At 61.6% G+C, this 22,566-nt stretch carries 18 protein-coding genes and 1 tRNA gene; 11 read left to right on the forward strand and 8 right to left on the reverse strand.

Going from position 1 to position 22,566, the window contains the following annotated elements; all coding sequences use genetic code 11:
* Positions 1 to 4: 4 nt before the first annotated feature.
* Positions 5 to 787 (reverse strand): 23S rRNA (guanosine(2251)-2'-O)-methyltransferase RlmB, encoded by a 783-nt coding sequence (gene rlmB, locus AADW23_RS16090; RefSeq protein ID WP_341861957.1) that lies wholly within the window; start codon positions 785 to 787, stop codon positions 5 to 7.
* Positions 788 to 917: 130 nt separating this feature from the next.
* On the opposite strand from rlmB, the gene AADW23_RS16095 reads away from it, so the two are divergent.
* Positions 918 to 1,001 (forward strand) — tRNA-Tyr (locus tag AADW23_RS16095).
* A gap of 119 nt (positions 1,002 to 1,120) precedes the next feature.
* On the opposite strand, the gene AADW23_RS16100 is transcribed toward AADW23_RS16095, so the two are convergent.
* The 4 genes from AADW23_RS16100 to AADW23_RS16115 form a co-directional block, all read right to left on the reverse strand.
* Positions 1,121 to 4,258: an efflux RND transporter permease subunit gene (locus AADW23_RS16100; RefSeq protein ID WP_341861958.1), complete on the reverse strand. Its 3,138-nt coding sequence runs from the start codon at positions 4,256 to 4,258 to the stop codon at positions 1,121 to 1,123.
* Positions 4,258 to 5,505: an efflux RND transporter periplasmic adaptor subunit gene (locus AADW23_RS16105; RefSeq protein WP_341861959.1), complete on the reverse strand. Its 1,248-nt coding sequence runs from the start codon at positions 5,503 to 5,505 to the stop codon at positions 4,258 to 4,260. Before AADW23_RS16105 ends, AADW23_RS16100 begins: the two co-directional genes overlap by 1 nt.
* 3 nt (positions 5,506 to 5,508) lie before the next feature.
* A complete protein-coding gene (locus tag AADW23_RS16110) occupies positions 5,509 to 5,997 on the reverse strand; it encodes a MarR family transcriptional regulator (RefSeq protein ID WP_341861960.1) in 489 nt (162 codons plus the stop codon).
* Between the two features lie 162 nt (positions 5,998 to 6,159).
* The gene (locus AADW23_RS16115) at positions 6,160 to 6,915 is read right to left on the reverse strand and encodes a sulfite exporter TauE/SafE family protein (RefSeq protein ID WP_341861961.1); all 756 of its coding nucleotides are present in this window, start codon (positions 6,913 to 6,915) and stop codon (positions 6,160 to 6,162) included.
* Positions 6,916 to 7,208: 293 nt separating this feature from the next.
* Here AADW23_RS16115 and AADW23_RS16120 point away from each other — a divergent pair, with 293 nt between their 5' ends.
* From AADW23_RS16120 to AADW23_RS16140, 5 genes are all read left to right on the forward strand, one after another.
* On the forward strand, positions 7,209 to 7,976 hold the full coding sequence (locus tag AADW23_RS16120; protein WP_341861962.1) for a 5-oxoprolinase subunit PxpA: 768 nt from the start codon (positions 7,209 to 7,211) through the stop codon (positions 7,974 to 7,976).
* On the forward strand, positions 7,973 to 8,647 hold the full coding sequence (locus AADW23_RS16125) for an allophanate hydrolase subunit 1 (RefSeq protein ID WP_341861963.1): 675 nt from the start codon (positions 7,973 to 7,975) through the stop codon (positions 8,645 to 8,647). Before AADW23_RS16120 ends, AADW23_RS16125 begins: the two co-directional genes overlap by 4 nt.
* Entirely contained in the window at positions 8,644 to 9,636 is a 993-nt protein-coding gene (locus AADW23_RS16130) for a biotin-dependent carboxyltransferase family protein (RefSeq protein WP_341861964.1), read from the forward strand. The genes AADW23_RS16125 and AADW23_RS16130 overlap by 4 nt, the downstream gene beginning before the upstream one ends.
* 78 nt (positions 9,637 to 9,714) lie before the next feature.
* Positions 9,715 to 12,126 (forward strand): FAD-dependent oxidoreductase, encoded by a 2,412-nt coding sequence (locus tag AADW23_RS16135; protein WP_341861965.1) that lies wholly within the window; start codon positions 9,715 to 9,717, stop codon positions 12,124 to 12,126.
* A 92-nt stretch (positions 12,127 to 12,218) separates the two neighbouring features.
* Positions 12,219 to 13,214, forward strand: coding sequence for a hypothetical protein (locus AADW23_RS16140; RefSeq protein WP_341861966.1), 996 nt, complete (start codon positions 12,219 to 12,221; stop codon positions 13,212 to 13,214).
* 105 nt (positions 13,215 to 13,319) lie between these two features.
* Here the strand turns inward: AADW23_RS16140 and clpX are convergent, their stop codons facing one another.
* The 3 genes from clpX to AADW23_RS16155 form a co-directional block, all read right to left on the reverse strand.
* On the reverse strand, positions 13,320 to 14,585 hold the full coding sequence (gene clpX, locus AADW23_RS16145) for an ATP-dependent Clp protease ATP-binding subunit ClpX (RefSeq protein WP_341861967.1): 1,266 nt from the start codon (positions 14,583 to 14,585) through the stop codon (positions 13,320 to 13,322).
* A gap of 190 nt (positions 14,586 to 14,775) precedes the next feature.
* Entirely contained in the window at positions 14,776 to 15,402 is a 627-nt protein-coding gene (locus AADW23_RS16150) for an ATP-dependent Clp protease proteolytic subunit (RefSeq protein ID WP_341861968.1), read from the reverse strand.
* Positions 15,403 to 15,727: 325 nt separating this feature from the next.
* On the reverse strand, positions 15,728 to 16,705 hold the full coding sequence (locus tag AADW23_RS16155; protein ID WP_341861969.1) for a nitronate monooxygenase family protein: 978 nt from the start codon (positions 16,703 to 16,705) through the stop codon (positions 15,728 to 15,730).
* A 171-nt stretch (positions 16,706 to 16,876) separates the two neighbouring features.
* Between AADW23_RS16155 and AADW23_RS16160 the strand changes: the two genes are divergently transcribed.
* From AADW23_RS16160 to AADW23_RS16180, 5 genes are all read left to right on the forward strand, one after another.
* Entirely contained in the window at positions 16,877 to 17,260 is a 384-nt protein-coding gene (locus AADW23_RS16160; protein ID WP_341861970.1) for an STAS/SEC14 domain-containing protein, read from the forward strand.
* Between the two features lie 251 nt (positions 17,261 to 17,511).
* On the forward strand, positions 17,512 to 18,294 hold the full coding sequence (gene xth, locus AADW23_RS16165) for an exodeoxyribonuclease III (protein ID WP_341861971.1): 783 nt from the start codon (positions 17,512 to 17,514) through the stop codon (positions 18,292 to 18,294).
* Positions 18,295 to 18,449: 155 nt separating this feature from the next.
* Complete coding sequence (locus AADW23_RS16170; protein WP_341861972.1) at positions 18,450 to 20,039, forward strand: ABC transporter substrate-binding protein; 1,590 nt, start codon at positions 18,450 to 18,452, stop codon at positions 20,037 to 20,039.
* A gap of 178 nt (positions 20,040 to 20,217) precedes the next feature.
* Entirely contained in the window at positions 20,218 to 20,655 is a 438-nt protein-coding gene (locus AADW23_RS16175; RefSeq protein WP_341861973.1) for a universal stress protein, read from the forward strand.
* A 214-nt stretch (positions 20,656 to 20,869) separates the two neighbouring features.
* Positions 20,870 to 22,426 carry an ABC transporter substrate-binding protein gene (locus AADW23_RS16180; RefSeq protein WP_341861974.1) on the forward strand — a complete coding sequence of 519 codons (1,557 nt, stop codon included), beginning with the start codon at positions 20,870 to 20,872 and terminating at the stop codon, positions 22,424 to 22,426.
* The last annotated feature ends 140 nt before the right edge of the window (positions 22,427 to 22,566 follow it).

Genomic DNA, 22,566 nt, shown 5'->3' on the forward strand with positions numbered 1-22,566 from the left:
CGCATTACCCCCGCGTCAGGGCATAAAGGGCCACCGCCGCCGCGTTGGAAACGTTGAGAGACCCAAAGTCGCGGGCAAAGGGGATTTTTGCCAGTTCATCACATAATTCGCGCGTACGTTCGCGCAGGCCCGGCCCTTCGGCCCCCAGAACCAGTGCGATGTTGCTTTCCGCGTGGCGGGTGGCGACGGCGTCGATGGGCTCGGCCCCCTCCTCTGCCAAGCCCACCATCCAGAAGCCATCGGCCTTCAGGGCCTCCATCGCGTCGCCAAGGTTGCCGATGCGTGCGTAGGGCATCCGTTCCAATGCGCCAGAAGCGGTTTTGGCCAACGCCCCGGTTTCCGGCGCAGAGTGGCGGGCGGGGGCGATTACGGCTGTGGCACCGAATACTTCGGCCGAGCGCAGAATCGCGCCCACGTTGTGTGGGTCACTCACCCGGTCCAGCATCACCACAACCGACCGTTTGGACCCATCGCCGCGCGCCAAAGCCCGCCAATCGCCCCAATCGAGCGGTTTGACCTCGACCGCAGCACCCTGATGGACCGATCCAGCATCAAGGGGCACCGGAAATTTGCGGGGGTCGGCAATCTCTGCCTCAATCCCGCGCGCGTCGATGGCATCGGCCAGTTTGCCCTGCGCGTTCAGGGACACGACCAAGCGCAAGACCTGCCGATCCGGGTTGGCAAGGGCATCGCGCACCGCATGAAGGCCGAACAACCAGATGGTTTCCGCCGCCGCCGCCCGTTTGCCGCGTTCTTTATCAATCACCCAAGTCGGTTTTTTGGCCATGATACCCTCAGCCTTTATGTGTGGCCTCCTTACTGCGCAGCACTTGAGGCAAGCGCAAGGCGCATTCCCGCTTGACCCCCCCGCCGGACGTCGATATTCCGCGCTCACGCCGGAGAAATCCGGCCCCGGTGGGCGACAGGCCGCAAGGTGTGGCAGGGGACTGTAACTCCCTCGAGGCGACTCACGCCTGGTTCGATTCCAGGGTCGCCCACCATTTCACTTCTCGACATGATTGGTTGAAGCAAGCCAGCCCTCTGGGGCGGTGGGCTTTCGCGGCTCGATGGCGAGCGGCCACGCCCTGAAATGGAATGGCCGCCGCTGATTTGTGGGCCCTTAGGACAGCACCGGGTCGGGTGTTGCCTTGGCTGTGGGGACGGCCCGGTTGGCCCGTTTTTCCCCCAGCATCAGCATCGCCGGTGTCACGACGAGGGTAAGGATCGTGGCCACGATCAACCCGCCCGCGATGGCGCTGGAAAGCTCGGTCCACCATTGCGTGGAAGGCGCACCGTAAACAATTTCGCGGGTGAAGAAGTTGATGTTCAGGCCAATGACCATGGGCATCAGCCCCAGTGCCGTGGTGATCGAGGTCAGCAGCACCGGGCGCAAACGTTGTGCACCGGTCCGCAAGGCGGCCTCCAGCGGGGACTGCCCGGCACGCTTGAGGTCGTTGTAGGTGTCGATCAGGACAATATTGTTGTTCACAACGATGCCCGCCAAGGCGATCACGCCAAGGCCCCCCATCACCACGCCGAACGGGCGTCCGGTAATCACCAGCCCCAACAACACCCCCGCGACCGAAAAGATGATCGCGCTCATCACGATGAAGCTTTGGTAGAAGTTGTTGAATTGGGTCAAGAGGATCACGAACATCAGCACGATGGCGGCCACGAAGGCACTGATAAGGAAGGTCACCGCATCGGCCTGATCCTCGGCCTCGCCGCCAAAGGTGTATTCTGCCCCGGCGGGCAGTTCCGCGGCCTCCAGGGCGGCGGTCAGGGCGATGACCTGATCGTTCACCAGAACCTCGGGGGCGACGTTTGCTTCAATGGTGACAACGCGGCGCTCGTCGAGGCGGCGGATGGTGCCGACCCGCTCTGTGGGGGCGAAAGTGACAAAGTTGGAGATCGGCACAAGCCCCGAGGCCGTTGGCACCTGAAGGTTGCCAAGCTCGGACAAGGACCGTTCCTCGTAGGGAAAGCGCACCCGGATATCGAGCGAGCCGTCCGCGTCATCGGGGCGGTAATCCGCCACCACAATACCGCGGGTCAGCAGTTGCAACGCCTGACCCAGAAGGCTGACATCGGCGCCAAACCGCGCCGCCTCGGCCCGGTTCACGATCACCGCGACCTCCACCCCCGGAAGCGGGCGCGTGTCGGTCACATCGGTGAAGCCGCCGACCTCATCCATGATGCCGCGCACAATGGCCACGGCCTCTTCCTGGGCTTCCGGCGACCTGGCGCGAATTTGCAGGTTGATCGGCTTGCCGGCCGACGGCCCGCCGCTTTCGGTCTGCACCTGCACGTCAATGCCGGGGATATCGGCTACAGCGGCGCGGATATCCACGCCAAGGGTCTCGGCGGTGCGGCGCATGTCCCAATCAATCAGTTCCAGCTGGATCGTTCCGATTGTCTCCTCATCCCCGCCCCCCGCGCTCATGGTGGAGCGCGCGTAGACACTGGCCACTTCGTCGAAGTCGAGCATCCGGTCTTCCACCATCCGCACCAATGCGTCGCGTTGATAGATCGAGAAGTTGTCGCGGGCCCGTACCTGCACCTGCATCACATCCGGTTCCACCGAAGGGAAGAAGCTGATGCCGTTGCCGAATTGCCCGTAGATGCCAAAGCTGCCCAGAAGCATGGAAATTGTCAGCAACAGCGTCGCGCCGGGACGCAGAAGCGCCCATTGCAACAGGCGCACGTAAGCGCCGGTGAGGCCGCGGATGTCACGGGGATCTTCGGTTTCGGCCGCCGCCATCGCCTGTTTCGCCGCCGCCGATTGCGGTTGCTTCTTGCCGATGATCCCGCCCACGACGGGGATGAAGATCAACGCCATGAACAGCGATGCCGACAGGGTCAGGATCACGGTGATCGGCAGGAATTTCATGAACTCCCCCACCATGCCGGTCCAAAACAGCAGCGGGAAAAACACGCTAAGCGTTGTGGCGGTCGAGGCGATGATCGGCCACGCCATGCGCTTGGCGGCAGAGGCGTAGGCCTGCTTGGGCCTGGCGCCCTCTTGCAGCTGCCGTTCCGCCAATTCCGTTGTCACGATGGCCCCGTCCACCAACATGCCGACCACCAGGATCAAGGCGAACAGCACCACGATATTCATCGTGTAGCCCATCGCCCAAAGCGCCGTGACACCGGCCAGAAACGCGCCGGGGATCGCCAGCCCCACCAGGATGGCCGAGCGGAAGCCCAAGGCGTAGACGATCACGATCATCACCAAGGCCACGGCTGCAATCACGTTGGCTTCCAGATCGCTCAGCAGGTCTTGCACCTGTTCGCTCTGGTCGTTGAGGTAGGCGATTTCCACCGTTTCCGGCCAATCGACGCGCAACTCTTCCACCAAGGCGCGCACTTGCGCCACCGTCTCGATGATATTAGCTCCCGAGCGCTTGGTGATCTCCAGCGCCAAGGCAGGCTGCCCGTCGATGCGGGCGTAGCCTGTGGGGTCGTCGAACGTGCGGCGCACGGTGGCGACATCGCCAAAGGTTACAACGGTCCCGTCGCGCACCAAGACTGGCATCCCCATGACATCTTGCAGGTCTTCGATCAGCCCCGGCACGGTCAGCACGATCCGCCCTGCCCCGGTTTCAATCGCCCCCGCCGCGATCAGGCGGTTGTTGCGGGTGATCTGACCGATCAGTTCATCAAACGACAGATCGTAGGTCTGGAACACGGTGGGGTCGATCAAGACCTCCAGGAACTCGGTGCGCTGACCGCCGATGTCGACCTCCAGCACGCCGGTCAGGGCTTCGATTTCTTCCTGCAATTCCTCGGCCAGAGTGTTCAACGTGCGCTCGGGCACAGGGCCGGAAAGGACGGCTGTGATGATCGGGAAGAGCGCGGTGTTAATCTCGGTCACGGATATGTCGTAGGCGTCGTCGGGAAGCTCTCCCTGAACGCGGTCGACGGCCACGCGAATGTCGGCCAGCGCCTCGTCGTTGTCGCCGCCGGGCTGGAACTCCAACTGGATCGAGGCCGAGCCTTCGGCGGCAAAAGCCTCCATGGATTGCAGGCCACTGATGCCCGCAAATTCCTGCTCCATCGGCTCAATCAGCAGCCGCTCGGCGTCCGTGGGGCTGATCCCGTCAAGGCCGGTGTGCACATAGAACAGCGGCAAAGGGACTTCGGGGTTCGCCTCTTTGGGGATCGAGATATAGGCAATGGCGCCCACAGACAGCACCATCAAAAGTGCGATCAAAACAACGCGCGACCGCGAGAATGCGGCGTCGATCAGCGTGTTCATCAGCTTGCCTCCTCAACCTGAGGACGCACCTCTTCGCCATCGCTGACGTAGCCTTGGCCCACGGTGATGAGGTCGATTTCGTCCGGCAAGCCAGACACCCAGATGCCGTTGATCTCTGCGCGCACAATCTCGATCGGATAGAAACGCACGATGTTCTCGGCGTCCACCGCCTTGATGCCCAACTGCCCGTCGGGCGACAGCGACACGATGGAGGGCGACAGGAAATGCGCCGTCACCTCCGCTGTAGGGATGGTGATTTCAGCCGATATACCTGCCGCGATTGCGCCGTCCTCATTAGGTAAGGAAACCTCAGCCAAAAAGGTCCGCGTGGATTGCGCGGCTGCGGTGCCCACGAAGGTCACAGTGGCTTCCCGGGTCTCTCCGGTGATGAAGGTCACATTGGCCGGCAAGCCGCTTTCAAGGCTGCCGAGCGCCTGTTGCGGGACCCGGAATGACACAGTAAGGGGCGAGTTATCGACGATGCGCCCGATCTCGGCTCCGGCTTGCACGAACTCTCCGGTATCAATGTCCAGCGCCTCGATCCGCCCCGCAAAGGGCGCGACGATGGCCATATCGGCCAAGGCTTCTTCGGCGGCGGTCAACTGTGCGGCGGCTTGGGTGAAGGCAGATCGCGCCTGCTCCACGCGGTCCACCGTGGCCACGCCACGTTCCAGCAGGGTTTGCGCGTTTTCCAGATCGCGCTGCGTGCGGGTGACTTCCTGCTGTGCCTGGACCAACTGCGCCTCGGCCCGCTCGCTGCTGATCCGGGCAATCAACGTGCCCTCTTCCACGTAGTCGCCCATGCTGACCAGCAGTTCCGAAATCTCGCCCGAGGCTTCGGCGCGGATCAACGTATCCCGATCGGGCAGCGCTTGGCCTTCGGCGTTGAAGTACAGCGTGACAGGCTGCGCCACCGATTGTTGCACCGCCACGGCCACGGCAAGGGGCGTGTTGGGGGCGGTGGCTTCCTCTTCGGGGTCTTCAGAGGGGACGACAAAGCCGCTGCCCATCCAGCCCACAAGCGCCAGCGTCAAAAGCGCCGCGATCCATGTGGACCGGGACGCCCCCTTGTCAGTGTCAAACCGCAACCCTGCGGGCGGCGTGGGCTCTGGCGAGGTGCTGCGTTCTTCCGTCATCGCAAGGCCATCAGAGGGGGCACTTTCGTCCGAGGCCTTGGGTTTTTCGGGCGCCGTATGGGTCGTTTGTGGCACCGTGTCAGCGGCACCCTTGTCAGCGGATTTTGTCATGTTCTATTCCTTCGCGGACGCTTCGGGCGCTGGTTCATTCAGGTGATCGAGGGCAAGGCCAAGGCTTCGATCAATGGCGGCATAAAGCCCTGCAAAATCGCCAATGCGCGCTTTGATTTCGGGGCAGCTGTCGGGCAGACTGTTGGCGGTGGCCAACACCTCGTCTCGGGCCTGGCGCACCCCGTCCTGGGTGCGTTTCAACATATTTTCATGGGGGGTCGCGGTCAGTTGGAAGTAGTCTTGCCGCTCTCCGGGCTTGGACACCCGTTTCAAAACGCCCCTGTCTTCCAGCATGCGCACGCTGGAGCTGACGCTGGCGCGGCTGACCTGAAGCCGTCGGGCCAAATCCCCGAAAGACACCGTGCCGTTGTCGAAGATGAACATCCCAAACATGCGCCCCGCCGTTTTCGGCAGGCCCTCTCCCTGGGCCATAAGACCCACCTTCTCGATGAATTCGGATCGGATCGGACCGAGATCTGGGGCCGAGGTCATGGTGGTCTCCTTCATCAACTTGCGCGCCCTATTGCACCGGAACTTGCTTTCGTAGAGTTTATTCAGTTTAAACTGAACAAATAGAACGCAACATCAAGTGAGGGAGATAGCGGGAAAGAGAAGGGTTACAAGGGCCCGCCTTCCGACATTTCCAGCGTAAGCTCAGGCGCCCTCGATCAACCGCCAAAGGAAGACGCCGCTCATGCCGAAGCCGATCAGGCCGATCAACCCGCGAACCGCCTGCTTGGGCAGCCGCCGCGCCAAGGGGGCGCCAGCGTATCCGCCCAGTGTCGCCGCGATCATCATCGCAATCGCGTAGGGCCACGCCACCAGACCTGCTGCCGCGAAAATCCCTACGGAAATCAAAGAGATCACAAAACTAAGGCCGTTCTTCAGCCCGTTCATCCGGTGAATGTCTCTCATCCCCCAAAGGGCGAACAAGGCCAGCAAGACGATCCCGAGGCCGCCATTGAAGTAGCCCCCGTAGACCGCCACCAAGAATAGGCCGATGGCCCCTTCCGGTGTCACCCCCCTCGCCCGCGCGGCGGCAAACGCGCGGATCCTCTCGCCGTATAAAAACGCAAGGGTTGAGGCGAGCAACAGAAACGGCACCACCGCCGAAAACGCTTCGTTTGAGGACACCAGCAACAAACCAGAGCCCACCGCAGCGCCTGCGAGGGCCACCACGCTCAGGCGTAACAAGCGGGCACGGTTATAACTGGCCAATTCCTCTCGGAAGCCCAAAGCACCGGCCAAATAGCCGGGAAAGACCGCTACGGCGCTGGTGGCGTTGGCAGCCACGGGTGGCACTCCGACCATGACAAGGGCCGGAAACGTCAGGAACGTGCCTCCGCCCGCGATGGTGTTCAAGACGCCAGCCCCAAAGGCGGCTGCGAGAAGGATCAGAAGGTCAATCATGGGACACGCCCTAGCGTAAATGACACGGCCCTGCCAGCGACGGCGCGGCTGAGAATGCATTTTAATGGTTTAGGTTACGCGCCGGAAAGGTTTGTGCCGACGCTGACCGACATTGCGCCCAAGATGTCGTCGGGTCGCCTCAGCCGCCAGTTCCTCGGGCAATGCAGGCTCCGCACGATAGCGATCGGCGCCGCAGGCAACAGAACCGGGATGTCGCGGTGCGCGACTAACCCTCTCGCACCTTGGCCACAGGTTCACTAAGTTAGGGTTAACACCTGTGCAAAGGACGCCCCATGGCCCGCCGAATTGACCTGAATTCCGACCTCGGAGAGAGCTTTGGCCCCTGGTCCATGGGGGACGACGCGACCATGCTAAGTATCGTCACCAGCGCCAATATCGCCTGTGGCGGCCATGCAAGCGATCCGGAAACCATGTTTCAAACCCTTGTTTCCGCTCGGGAAAACGGCGTCTCGATTGGGGCGCACCCCGGTTACAATGACCGCGAAGGCTTTGGCCGCCGGGTCATCCCCATGGCCCCTGCCGAAATCACCCGGTTGGTCGCCGCGCAAATCGGCGCGTTGCAGGGGGTTGCCGCTTTGGCGGGTGCCCGCGTGAGCTATGTGAAGGCCCACGGCGCCTTGGCCAACCTCTCGGCGCGCGACCGCAAGGTAGCCGACGCGATTGTCCGCGCCGTCGCGGCCATCGACCCCAGCCTTGCGGTGCTCGCGATTTCCGGCACCCAGACCGAGCAAGCCGCCCGCGCCGCTGGCCAGCCGGTGTTCTCGGAAGTGTTCGCCGATCGCGGCTACCTCTCGACCGGAGAGCTCGTCCCCCGCGGTCAGGAAGGCGCGATGATCCACGACGCGGAATTTGCGGCGGACCGGTTGTTGGAGCTGTTGGAAACCGGGCACATGCCGGTGATCGACGGTGCGCCCATCGCCTTGGATGCCCACTCCATCTGCGTGCACGGCGACAGCCCCGGCGCGGTGGTCATGGCCTCGACCATCCGCACCCGACTTGAGGCTCAAGGCGTTGAAGTCAAAGGCTTCCTGACCCCATGAGGGAAACGCCAAGCTTCAGCCCCATCGGAGATAGCGGTCTGCTTGTGACCCTCGCGGAAGAGCCAACGGACGCCGCCAATGACCGGGTTATCGCGCTTGACCATGCCATTACCGCAGCGGGTATCGCGGGCGTGGCAGAGGTCATTCCCGCCCTCGTTAACCTTGCGGTGCAGTTCGATCCGATCATCACCGACCATGCCACAATCGCCGCCGCGATCCGTGACCTGTTCCCTTTGCGGCAGACCTCTGAGACCGCCGCGAAAACCCATGTCGTGCCCGTCTGCTACGACCCGGATCTTTGCCCTGATCTGACAGCGGTGGCCGAAGCCAAAGGCGTTTCCATCAACGCGGTGATTGACGCCCACGCCACCGCCCGTTTGCGGGTTTCGATGTACGGTTTCGCGCCCGGCTACGCCTACCTTTCCGGCCTTCCGGCCCCCATACACGTGCCACGCAAGACGGCGGCACTGCGTGACGTACCCCAAGGCTCGGTCCTGATTGCGGGAGCGCAGAGCATCTTAACGCCGTTAACGATGCCGACCGGCTGGAACATCATCGGCCGTTCTCCAGTGGAAGTCATCGAAAACGGTGCGTTTCTGTTTGAGGTGGGCGATACCGTAACCTTCACGCGCATCGCGCGTGGGGATTTACCCGCCCGGTTGCAGACATGAGTGTCGCGCGGCTCAAGGTGAGCTTCGCCGGTCCGCTTGTGTCGTTCCAAGACGCTGGTCGCGCGGGGGTCATGCGCTTTGGCGTGCCTGCCTCAGGCCCCATGGATCGCTTCAGCTTCGCCGCCGCTCACGCCATGTTGGGGCAACCCACAGGCACCGCGATCGAGGTGTCTTTGGGCGGGCTTGTGCTGGAATGCACAGAGGGCGCGGTCACCTGCGCCGTTGCGGGCGGGGCGTTCGACATCGCCCGAACCGGCCCCGGCTGGCAGGTGCTGACCCTTCAGGAAGGCGACACGCTAACGATTCGCGGCGGAGCATGGGGCAGCTGGTGCTACCTTGCTTTCGCCGGAAATATCGTTGCAGATGAATGGCTTGGATCTAGTGCGACCCATACGCTGTCGGGTCTTGGCGGTGGCACAGTGCGCATGGGCGATAGTTTCACAGTCCGCGATACAGCCCTGCGCCCCAGCAAGGAGGGGCCCTATGATTGTCCCGAAATTGCCCACCCACAGTCCGAGCCGCGCGTCGTGATTGGCCCCCAGGATCACCATTTCGCCCCCGGCGCGGTGCGTGCGTTAACCACAACCCGCTACCAAATGACCGACGCTTTCGACCGGATGGGGGTACGCTTGAACGGGGCTGCCCTTCCCCTCGGCAACGCTCTCTCCATCCCGTCCGAGCCGATCTTGCGCGGCGCAATTCAGGTGGCGGGCGACGGCGTGCCCGTTGTCTTGCTGGCTGACCACCAGACCACGGGTGGCTACCCGAAAATCGCCACCGTCCTGTCCGCCGACACCGACCGCCTTGCGCAAAACCGTGCGGGCGACGCCCTTCGCTTTGTTTCCGTCACCGCAGACGACGCCATCTTGCTGGCCCGGGAAACGCACCGCGCCCGGCTGGCGGCGCTGGAAACGCTCGCCGCGCCGCGCGCGTCGCTGCAACAGCGGCTTATGCAAGCCAACCTGATCAGCGGCGTGACCGACGCTTGAGCGCACGCTTCTGTCGCCAACGGACCAGAATTGGCCCCTTCGCTCCGACAGAGTTGCGAAAAGAACGGGAGAGCGGCCATGAAAACCCATGCTCAAGCAGTCGTCATCGGCGGCGGCGTCGTCGGATGTTCAATCCTCTACCACCTGGCTAAAGCGGGGTGGACCGACGTCGTCCTTCTGGAACGCGACGAGCTGACATCAGGGTCCACCTGGCACGCAGCCGCCAACATTCACGGGCTGCACGACAGCACCAATATCTCTCGGCTCCAGCATTACACCATGAACCTTTACAAGGAGTTAGAGGAAGAGACCGGCCAATCCTGCGGCGTGTTTCAACCCGGCTCTCTCTACCTTGCGCAGACTCAGGACCGCGAACATCAACTGCGCCTGCAAGAGGCGAAAGCACGGCGCTATGGCATGAATTTTCACGAGGTCAGCCGCGATGAGGCCGAGCGTCTGCACCCCCTTGTCGATTATGATGGCATCCGGTGCATCATGTTTGAACCCGATGGCGGCAATGTGGACCCGTCGGGCGTGACCAACGCCTACGCCCTTGGCGCGCGCCAAAGGGGCGCCGAGATCATCCGCTTTTGCCCCGTCATGGGCACCGATCCGCAACCTGACGGCACGTGGATCGTTCGCACCGAAAAGGGCGATATTCGCACACCTTGGGTGGTTAACGCAGCCGGCCTTTGGGCCCGCGAGGTGGCGGCGATGGCGGGCGTGGACCTGCCCCTGATCCCGACCGAGCACCAGTATTTCGTGACCGAGACCATCGCCGATATCGCCGCATTGGACCGTCGCCTGCCCTCCGTCGCCGACCGCGATGGGGAATATTACCTCCGCCAGGAAGGGCAAGGTCTGTTGGTCGGTGCCTATGAGAAAGACATGCGTTTCTGGGCCGAAGATGGCACGCCCCAAGGCTTCGGCCATGAGCTTTTCGCCGACGATCTGGACCGGATTGAACCCAATATGATGCGGGCCATCGACCGTGTCCCCGCCGTGGGCATGGCCGGGATCAAGCGCGTGATCAACGGACCGATGATCTGGTCGCCTGACGCCAGCGCCCTGTTCGGGCCCGTGCCCGAACTCACCGGCTATTTCTGTTGCTGCGGCATCATTCCGGGCTTCTCGCAAAACGGTGGATTGGGGCGATTGGCAGCCGAATGGATGGTAGAGGGCGAGCCGTCACTAGACCTATTCGGCTGGGATCTGGCGCGCTACGGCCACTGGGCGGGCAAGGATTTCACCAAAGCGCGGGTCGAAGACCAATACGCCAATCGCTTCAAAATCCACTTTCCGGGCGAAGAGCGCGCCGCCGGGCGCCCGGTCCGACAGCGTCCGGTTTACGCCATGCAAACCGGTCTTGGCGCGAAGTTTGGCTTGAACTATGGCTGGGAACACCCCGCATTCTTTGATAAATCCGTTGAAGACAGCGCGGGATACGCCCGCCAGCCCTGGTGGGATGCCGTGGGGCGCGAGGCCCTGATGTTGCGCGAAAACGTGGGCGTCATCGACATCTCCAACTTCGCGAAATACCGCGTCACGGGGCCGGGTGCAGAGGATTGGCTGAACGCGCTTTTCGCCAACAAAATGCCCCGTCTTGTCGGGCGGTCCTGCCTGACGCCACTGATCGGCAAGCGCGGTGGCGTGGCGGGGGATTTCACCGTGACCAAGCTGGCGGAAGACACGTTCTGGATTCTCGGCGGCGGCGCGGCGGAACGTTATCACTTGCGGTTCTTTAACCAGAACCCCCTGCCCGACGGCACGCATTTCGAAAGCCTGACCGAGGCCACCTGCGGCTTCAACGTCGCCGGACCGAACGCGCGTAAACTACTGGCAAGGCTCACCAATGCGGACCTGTCGAACGACGCCTTCCCGTTTTTCCGCTCTGCCTCGATCAGCGCCGCGGGGGTGGATTGCGTGGCCATCCGCGTGTCGTTCACCGGCGATTTGGGGTGGGAATTGCACTGCGCCGAGGCGGACCAGATCACCCTTTACACCGCCCTTCTGGACGCCGCCGCCGACCTGGGCGCAGGCCCCGTGGGCAGCCGTGCGCTGATGTCTCTTCGGTTGGAAAAGGGCTATGGATCATGGGGCCGCGACTACTCCCCGGAATATTGGCCACAGGAATCCGGTCTCGGTGGCCTCATCAAGGGCGACAAAGAATTTCTGAACAGAGACAGCTGGTTAAACATCGCCAACCGTGCTCCGCGTGAGACGATGCACCTGCTCTCAATCGAGGCGACCACCGCTGACGCATCGGGCGCCGAGCCTGTGTTTCTGCCCGACGGCACCGCCATTGGACAGGTCTCATCGGGTGGCTATGGCTATAGCGTTGGCCAGTCCTTGGCGCTGGCTTACCTCAAAGCCGGAAGCGTCAAGGCGGGGGACGCGGTGCATGTCGCCATCCTCGGCCAGCCCCACAACGCCCGTGTCTTGCCCGAGCCGCCGTTCGATCCCTCGGGACACCGCCTGCGCGACATCTAAAAGGTTAACGCCGTCCCAGTAACCCCGTGACGCGCCGCCTCTTTTCGCCCTATACTGCCGGAAAATAACCAGCCGAGCAGCGGGACAATTCCATGGCGCGTAACGCGACCCCTTTCAACGTGATGATCGTTGGCCAAAACGGCCGCCTACAATATGAAGCCGTGCTCTTTGCCGCGTCCTTTCGGGCCGCGAACCCCGATTTTCCCGGCAAGCTTTTCGTCGCCGAACCCCAACCCGGCCCTCGGTGGTCCAAAGATCCACGCATGGGCGACAATGCTGTTCGCAATGCACTGGCCGAGCTTGGTGCCGAAATAATTCCGTTCGAGAACAACCACTTCGGCGAGGCTTACCCTTACGGCAACAAGATCGAAGCGCTTAAGGCCCTGCCCAAGGGAGAGCCTTTTGTTTTCTTCGATACCGACACGTTGATCATGGGCGATCTGACCGACGTGCCCTTCGATTTCGCCAAACCCAGTGCCTCGCGCCGGGTCGAGGGGACATGGCCCCAAATCGAGCTTTATGGCCCCGGCTACACGCAGACGTGGAAATCGCTCTACGACATGTTCGGGCTGGATTTCGCCTCGTCCCTCGACACGTCGCACCCCGATGAGTACTGGCGCCGTTACCTCTACTTCAACGCAGGCTTCTTCTACTATAAGTGCCCCCACGAATTCGGCGACCGCTTCACCCAATACGCCACCCAAATCCGTCACAACGCACCTGCCGAACTGGTCTGTCAAACCCTGGACCCGTGGCTGGATCAAGTGGCCTTGCCCCTTGTGATCCACTCCTTCGGCGGTGGCCGCGACGCCTTGGAACCCGGCTGGCTCGACGGGAAAACTTCCTGCCATTACAGGGTGTTGCCCCTACTCTATGCCCGCGAAAGCCAAGACGTGGTGAATATGTTGGAGGAAGTGGCAGCCCCCAATAAGATCAAGAAGGTGCTCAAGACCTATGAACCGATGCGCCGGATGATTTTCCAAGGCAAAGGGGCGAAAGCGCGGGCGCTGTTTGACCGGGCCAACCTGCCTCGGCGCGAACAGCAGATCAGAAACACCCTCAAGCGCGAAAAGCTCTGGCTGCGTTAGCCTGAACACCGCGCTGTCGATCCGGGCTCAGCCCTCCTCACACGCCATAAAAAGAAACCCCCGCCCAAATTGGGCGGGGGCAATTCTTAGGAAATGTCTGGTAGATCAGCTCGCCGAGGCGGGCTCTTCCTTGGAGCGTTCCGCATAGATCATCAAAGGCTGCGTGTCCGAGGTCACCGCTTCTTCGTTCACCACAACCTCTTCCACCCCTTCGGAACCGGGCATCTCGAACATGGTTTCCAGAAGAATATCTTCCATGATCGACCGCAGGCCCCGTGCGCCAGTTTTCCGGGCGATCGCCCGCTTGGCGATCGCGCTCATGGCGTCGTCGGTGAAGGTCAGCTTCACATCTTCCAGCTCGAACAGGCGCTGATACTGCTTCACCAGCGCGTTTTTCGGACCGGTCAGAATCGTAACCAAAGCGTCTTCGTCCAGGTCTTCCAGCGTCGCGATGACGGGCAGACGGCCCACGAATTCCGGGATCAAACCGAATTTCAGCAGATCCTCAGGCTCCAGATCCTTGAAGTATTCACCCACGGATTTTGCCTCGGGATCCCGCACATCGGCCCCAAAGCCCATGGCAGAGCCCTTGCCGCGCTGCGCGATAATCTTGTCGAGCCCCGCGAATGCGCCGCCACAGATGAACAGGATGTTCGTCGTGTCCACTTGCAGGAATTCCTGCTGCGGATGCTTGCGCCCCCCTTGCGGCGGCACGGAAGCAACGGTGCCTTCCATGATCTTCAGCAGCGCCTGCTGCACCCCTTCGCCCGACACGTCGCGGGTGATGGAGGGGTTGTCGGACTTGCGCGTAATTTTATCGACTTCGTCAATATAAACGATCCCGCGTTGCGCACGCTCCACATTGTATTCCGAGGCCTGCAACAGCTTGAGGATAATGTTTTCCACATCCTCGCCCACGTAACCCGCTTCCGTCAGCGTCGTGGCGTCGGCCATGGTGAACGGCACATCCAGAATACGCGCCAGCGTCTGCGCCAGCAGCGTCTTGCCGCAGCCCGTGGGGCCGATCAGCATGATGTTGGACTTCGCCAATTCGATGTCGGATTTATCCGAGTGATTCAAACGCTTGTAGTGGTTATGTACAGCCACCGAGAGCACCCGCTTGGCGTGAGCCTGACCGATCACGTAATCGTCCAGAACGCCGCAAATCTCTTTCGGAGACGGTACACCATCGTCGCTTTTCAGCCCGGCGCTTTTGGTCTCTTCACGGATGATGTCCATGCACAGCTCGACGCATTCATCACAGATGAACACCGTTGGGCCCGCAATCAACTTGCGAACCTCGTGCTGGCTTTTGCCACAGAACGAGCAATAAAGCGTGTTCTTGGAATCGTTGCCGGAATTACTTGCCATATCGTCCACCTTACCCGGGCCCTCACGCGGCTGGATCGCCGCGAAACACCAGTCATCTTACCGGATTTTGGCCAGCCTAGAACAGCACCGCCCCGGTCACAATCGCAAATTCCGATGCGACCGAGTGCTGGCCCCTACAAGCAACAGGGCCCGAAGGCCCTGCGCAAAAGTCACAAGACGCCGAGCGGCCTTATTCTGCGTCGCTGCCGCCGCGTGAGGCGACGATTTCGTCCACATGGCCCCATTCCTTGGCCTCTTCAGGGGTCATCCACAAATCGCGGTCCAACGCCTTTTGGACCGTCTCGTAGTCTTGACCAGAATGGTTAACATACAGTTGATACAGACGTTCCCGCGTCCGCTCGATATGCCGCGCGGAGATCAGGATGTCCGAGGCCATGCCCCGCGACCCGCCGGACGGCTGGTGCACCATGATTTCAGCGTTGGGAAGCGCGAACCGCATCCCCTTTTCGCCGCCAATCGCAATCGCCGACCCCATCGAGGCCGCCATGCCGCAAATCAGCGTCGACACCTTGGGCTTGATGTATTGCATCGTGTCGTAGATCGACATGCCCGCCGTCACTTCACCACCGGGTGAGTTGATATACATCGAAATTTCTTTGGAGGGATTCTCAGCCTCAAGATGCAGCAACTGGGCCACAATCAGGTGGCTCATGCCGGAATGGACCGGACCGTTCACAAACACGATCCGCTCCTTCAGGAGGCGCGAGAAAATGTCATAGGCCCGCTCGCCGCGGCTGGTTTGCTCAACCACCATCGGGACCAGGTTGTTTTGGAAGTATTCCACGGGGTCGTGCATTGCGCCTGCCTTATCAGATTTTCTGTTCTGCAAGAGTCTATGTCTGGCGTTTCAGGGCTGCAAGGGCACCATTGGTTGAATTCGCCTGTATTCGGCAATCCTTTGGTCATATTCGCCGAATTTCTTGCGCGCCGGCCCGATGGTGGCAGGGATCGCCGTCCGTATTTTCGGACCACGGAAAAGTTTCTGAAAGGATAAGAGGTCTGGGGATATCCTCGGGTTGACCGGGGGATGAATGTTCGAAAAGAGGAATCTACGGCCCCAAGCCTCCCACCGAAGGTTCAACCAAGCAGCGGGGCGCCTCACGACGAGGCGCCCCGGCCAATTAAAGCAGGCGTTCGCGGGCCGCTTTGTATTCACGCTCCAACCGCGCCACGAGTTCGCCCGCCGGGCCGACGGATTTAACCGCGCCGATGCCTTGGCCTGCGCCCCACACTTGGCTCCATGCCTTGGGCCTGGACGCGCCATCCGCAAAATTCATGGCACTGACATCGGCCTTTTCCAACGCGTCAGGGTCCATGCCTGCGGCGGTGATCGACGGCTTTAAGTAGTTCCCGGAAACGCCCGTAAACAAAGAGGAAAGCACGATATCCTCTGCGCCGGAATCCGCGATCATCTGTTTGTAGGCCGGGGCTGCGTGGGCCTCGTCCGTCGCGATGAACGGAGAGCCGATGTAGGCCAAATCCGCCCCCATCGCTTGCGCCGCCAGCACCGCGTCCCCCGTGGCGATAGATCCGCTGAGCAGCAGCGGCCCGTCGAACCATTCGCGGATTTCCTGGACCAGCGCGAAGGGCGATTGTTGGCCCGCGTGCCCGCCGGCCCCTGCGGCGACGGCGATCAACCCATCCGCACCCTTGGAGATCGCCTTCTTCGCGAAGGTGTTGTTGATCACGTCGTGCAACGCGATGCCGCCGCAGGAATGGGCGGCATCGTTAACCTCTTCCCGTGCCCCGAGGGAGGTGATCCAGATCGGCACATTCCAGCGGGCGCAGATCTCCAGGTCGCGCTCCAGTCGCGCGTTGGACCGGTGCACGATCTGGTTCACCGCATAGGGCGCGGCCGGGGTGTCGGGGTTGGCTTGGTTCCACGCGTCCAACGCTTCGGTGATCTGCTTCAACCACGCCTCCAACGCGATCGGGTCGCCGTCTTTTTCCCGCGCGTTCAGCGCCGGGAAAGAGCCCACAATGCCTGCGCAACATTGGGCGATGACCAGCTCGGGGCTGGACACGATGAACAGGGGGCTGCCCACGACAGGCAGTCTCAACCCATTAAAAACGCTTGGTAATTCTCTTTTATTTGGCATGTCGCCCTCCCTTGCCCGTGACGGTATCGCGCCGCCTGTGGATCGGCAAGAAGGACGCACCGTCACATGACCCGGTGCGCGCCCCTCGCCCCGGTTTCCTTGACCTTGATCAAGGCGCCCCCACCTCTTTTACGTCACCATTGCCCCAACCCCACCAGACAGGAGATCCCGATGACCCAATCTCATTTCACCGTTGATCGCACAGGCCCAAATTCCTTGCGGGTCACCATGGCCGGAGCCCTCGATTCCGTGGCGATGGAGGCGGCGTTGCAGACCCTCACCCTCGAGATGGAGGGGATGGCCCATGGCGATTTGTTAATGATTGACCAAGGGGCGGAATGGCCCTCGATCGGAGCGATTGGGGTAGAGCTGCGCCATTGGCCACAAATGATTACCGTGCTTCATCAGATCGACCGCGCCGCCTTTGTCAGCGACAATCAGCTGTTCCGAGCCGCCGCCACGATCGAATCCGCGCTGTTGCCGGGGTTGGAAATCAAGAACTTCGACGATGAACTCAGCGCGGCGGCCTGGTTGGCAGAAAAACGTTCCGATTAAGGCGCGGCAATCGGACTTTCGTGATCCGCGTCGGCGACTTGCTTGGTCACTTCGGGCGAAGGGTGCCCCGATGTCGGAACGCCCCCAATTGTGCTGTTAAACCAAACCTTGTCCCAGATCATGCCGCGCCGCCGCATAGGGGGAGACGTCCGCGCAACGCGCCCAAAGCACCGCTTGGCAAGCGCGCGTCAAAGGGGCAAAACGGGGGACGTGGCCCGCGCGGGTCATGGCTCACGAAAGGGACTGCGCCCATGCGGATCGCGACATTCAATATTAACGGCGTTAAGGCCCGCATCAACGCCCTTGGCGATTGGCTGGATGACTCAAAGCCCGACGTGGCCCTGCTGCAAGAGATCAAATCCGTGGACGAAGGCTTCCCAAGGGAGCTGTTTGAAGACCGGGGCTATACCGTTGAAACCCATGGGCAAAAGGGCTTCAATGGGGTCGCAATCCTGTCGAAGCTGCCGCTCGAAGATGTCACCCGCGGCCTTCCCGGTGATGACGAAGATGAACAGGCCCGCTGGATCGAGGCGACAGTGATCGGAGACACTGAAGCGGTGCGTGTCTGCGGCCTCTATCTGCCCAACGGCAACCCGGTGCCCGGTCCCAAGTACGACTACAAACTGGCGTGGATGGCGCGGATGCACGCCCATGCGCAGCACCTTCTTGCGAGTGAAGTGCCGCTGGTGATGGCGGGGGATTACAACATCATCCCGCAAGATGAAGACGCCGCCCGCCCCGAGGTTTGGCGGGAAGATGCCCTTGCCCGCCCAGAAAGCCGCGCCGCCTTCCGACGCCTCCTAAACCTTGGATTTACCGAGGCTTTTCGCGCCTGCAACCAAGCGCCGGGGATGTATTCTTTCTGGGACTACCAGGCCGGCGCTTGGAACCGGAACGACGGCATCCGCATCGACCATCACTTGCTGAGCTCGGAGGCTGCGGATCTTCTGCTGGATTGCTGGATCGAAAAGGATGTGCGCGGCCGTGAGAAACCATCGGACCACGTTCCCGTCTGGATCGAGCTGGCCGCCTGAAGGCGCGACTGTTGCAGAAGGTTAATTACGTTAACCTTACGACCCTTTGCCAAATTACTCTCCCTGTGAACTGGACAAGTCGCGCGGTGCATTAATAGTGTTCCCGGACGGCAACGACCGTGACCCGACTTCAAAATCACAACCGGGAGACTAGAATGACCAACCGTTTTATCGCGCTAGGCGCAGCCTTGCTGGCGACAACCGCCATCACCGCGACCTCGCTTTCCGCTGAAACCCTGCGCTGGACCCGCGCGGCCGAGGCGCTGACCCTGGACCCGCACAGCCAGAACGAGGGGCCGACAACCACCCTCATGCACCAGATCTACAACCCGCTGGTCGCGCGCAACATGGCCGGCGAGATGGAGCCTGCCTTGGCCACCGAATGGGGCCCCAGCGAGGATAACCCCAACATCTGGGTGTTTCAGATCCGCGAAGGCGTGACATTCCATGGCGGCGAAAGCTTCGACGCCTCCGATGTGGTGTTCAGCCTCAACCGGGCGATGCAGGAAGCGTCGAACTTCAAGGAATTGCTGTCGGGTGTTGTGGAGGTCGGTGCCACGGGCGACTTCACCGTCGAGATCGAGACAGAAGGCCCCAACCCACTGCTGCCCAACAACCTCACCAACATCATGATGATGGATGAAGGTTGGTCGGTCGAGAACGGCGCCGAGGACGTGCAAGATTTCGCCGCGGGCGAAGACACCTTTGCGGCCCGCAATGTGAATGGCACCGGCCCCTTCATTCTGCAAAGCCGAGAGGCGGACGTGCAGACGGTGCTGACCCAGAACCCTGAATATTGGGGCATGGACCTGTTCCCGATGGACGTGACCGAGGTCATTTTCACCCCGATCCAGAACCCCGCCACCCGTCTGGCCGCCTTCCTGGGCGGCGAAGTGGACTTCGTCCAAGACTTGCCGGTGCAGGATCTGGAGCGTGTGGCAGCGGCCGATGGCATCGGCATTGGCACAGGGCCGCAGAACCGTAACATCTTCTTTGGCCTCAACGTCGGTGCCGACGATCTGGAGCGTGACGATGTGGAGGGCGCCAACCCGCTGGCCGATCCGCGCGTGCGTGAAGCGATGAACATCGCCATTAACCGTGACGCGATCATGCAGGTCGTGATGCGGGGCCAGTCTGATCCCACCGGCGCGATGTTGCCGCCCCCGGTTAACGGCTGGACCGAAGATCTAGAGGCCTATCCCGCCTATGATGTTGAGGCTGCGCAAGCTCTGATGGAAGAAGCGGGCTACGGCGACGGCTTCTCGATCCAGCTTGATTGCCCTAACGATCGCTACGTGAATGATGAGTCGATCTGTCAGGCGGCTGTGGGCATGTTCGCCCAGATTGGCATCACCGTTAACCTCTCTGCCCTGCCCCGCGCCCAGCACTTCCCGCTGATCGCGAATGGCGAAACCGACCTTTATATGTTGGGTTGGGGCGTGCCGACGTATGATTCCGAGTATGTCTTCAACTTCCTGTACCACACCCGCACCGACGGTCGTGGCAGCTGGAACGGCACCGGCTTCTCGAACCCTGCGATGGACGAGATGATCGTTTCCCTGTCGTCCGAGACAGATCTTGAGGCACGCGATCAGACCATCGCCGACCTCTGGACCATGGCCTCGGCCGAGTTGATCTACCTGCCGATCCACCACCAGGTTCTGAACTGGGGCATCTCGGATGCGTGGACCACGCTGGTGGATGCCGACGATCAGGTGAAGTTCCAGTATTTCGAACTGAACTAAACCCCACAAAAAAGGCGTTAACGCCTTTAACCATTGGCCTGCCCGGAAGCGCGATCTTTCGGGCAGGCTTTTTTATGCCGGCCTGCTCCCGGTTTGACAAAGATCAAAGCAGCCGGGGCGCATGTCTGGCAGTGTCATAGGCGCAATCCCGCGTGACCTAATCGAAAGGACCGCCCCTATGTTCACTTCAATCGTTGTTGCCCTCGATGGCTCGGAAGCCTCTAACAAAGCCTTGGAAACCGCCTGTGGGCTGGCCAAGACCTTTGGCGCGGCGGTGCATCTTGTTCACTCGCCGCAACTGGAAACCACGGCCGTAGCGGTCGGATTCTCGGTGGTTGATGTACCCGTCACGCCCGAACAGATTATGCTTGCCGGTCAAGAGGTTATGGAGGCATCCACCGCCCGCGCGACAGAGCTAGGCACCGCGCCCGCCAGCACCACTATCGGCGATAGCGATCCTGCCGATGCCATTCTGGACGCTGCCAAGCTCAATGACGCTGACCTGATCGTCATGGGGCGGCGCGGTTTGGGCTCTGTCGCCAGCCTGTTTCTGGGGTCAGTCAGCCAAAAAGTCAGCCGGGGTGCTGATTGCTCCTGCCTGACCGTCCATAGCTAATCCCCAATCGCGCGGCCTTATGCCCTAGGCCGCGCCTTTCATTTTGAGTGAATTTACAGGCGCTTCGCTGCATTCGTGCGTATTTGCACAACAGCCCTGCGCAATCTCACAGTTTCGTGACCACCTCTCCCCTCGCGCTATATCAACCAATGCGCCACCCTGCCCGGCGATAGGCGCAAAACATGCGCCACCTACCTCTGGGGAGAGATATCAAATGAACCGCCTTCTCACCGCTAGCGTTCTTGCGCTGGCTACCGCACTTCCGGCGCAGGCTGAAACCTTCCGCTGGTCCGCCACAACTGATCCGCAAACCATGGACCCCCACGCGGTGTCCTCTGCGCCTGTTTTGGGTTTCCTTAACAACGTTTACGAAGGCCTCGTGCGTCGTGGTCGTGACATGGCGATCGAACCTGCCTTGGCCGAAAGCTGGGAACCTCTGCCCGACGGCGCGGGCTGGCGCTTCACCTTGCGCCAAGGCGTGACCTTCCATGATGGCGCGGCGTTCAACGCCGATGACGTGCTGTTCAGCTACGAACGCGCTTCCTCGGAAGATAGCGACGTGGCCAGCTGGTTTGCCGTCGTGTCGGGCGTTGAAGTAGTGGATGAATATACCGTCGATATCCTTACCACTTCTCCGCAGCCTATCTTCCCTGACAGCATCGCCAACTGGATGATGATGGATAGCGATTGGGCCGCAGCAAACGGGGCCGAGCGCCCTGCCCGCGACACCGAGAACTTCGCCACCCGCAACGTCAACGGCACCGCCGCCTTCATGCTTCAAAGCCGCCAGCCCGATCTGGAAACCGTGCTTGTGCCCTTCGACGGCTGGTGGGGCGAGGTCGAGCATAACGTGACCGAGGCTATTTTCACGCCAATCCAGAACTCTGCCACCGCCGTGGCCGCCCTTCTGGCAGGTGACGTTGACCTGATCGACCCTGTGCCGGTGCAAGACGCCGACCGCGTTAACGCCTCTGACGGGGTGCATGTGCTGTCGGGGATTGAGGCCCGCGTGATTATGCTGGGTTACGGCCATGACCACGAAACGTTGCTGAGCGGGGAAGACAACATCTTCGCCGATGTCCGCGTGCGCCAAGCCGTGGGCCACGCGATCAACGTGCCGGCCATTTTGCAAGCGATCATGGGCGGCAATGCGGAAGAGGCCAGCCAACTTGTCTCCCCCGCCATGCGCGGCTTCTCCGAGGCCAACGCAGCGCGTCCCGCCTATGACCAAGACCTGGCGCGGTCGCTGATTGCCGAAGCCGGCGCCGAGGGGGCCACCTTCAACCTGTCCTGCCCCAACGACCGCTACCTCAACGACGAGGCCGTGTGCCAAGCCGTTGTGGGCATGTTGGCACAAGTGGGCCTGAACGCTCAGCTCGAAACCATGCCCGTGTCCAACTACTGGCCGGAACTGCGGGCCGATAACTACGACATGTACCTTCTGGGCTGGTCGCCCGGCACGTTCGACGCCGAGCACCCCCTGCGGTTCCTCGTCCATACCAACGGTGAGCGTTTGGGTACCTGGAACTTCGGCGGCTATTCCAACCCCCGCATCGACGAGATGCTGCCCCTGATCCAGTCCGAGATTGACCCCGATGCGCGTCAGGCGATGCTGGATGAGGCCGCGGCCATCGTGCAGCAGGATGCGGTCTACAACACCATGTATGTGCAGCCTCTGCTTTGGGGCGTTGCCGACGGGATCGAGCTGACGCAACGTCCTGACAACTTCTTCATCCTGCGATGGGTGAGGATGGGTCTTCCGGTAGAATAGACCCCTTGCGCCCCTTGCCGCCCCTTCGGGGGGCTTTGGGCCGCGCAAACTTGGGGGAATTATCCCCCAAACCCCACAATCGAGAGGGGCTTCAGGGCCCCTCTCGAACTCTCCCCACGTCGGCGCTTGGTTCACAGGTT

It is taken from the genome of Gymnodinialimonas sp. 57CJ19, assembly GCF_038396845.1.
In the GTDB taxonomy this organism is placed as follows: Bacteria; Pseudomonadota; Alphaproteobacteria; order Rhodobacterales; family Rhodobacteraceae; genus Gymnodinialimonas.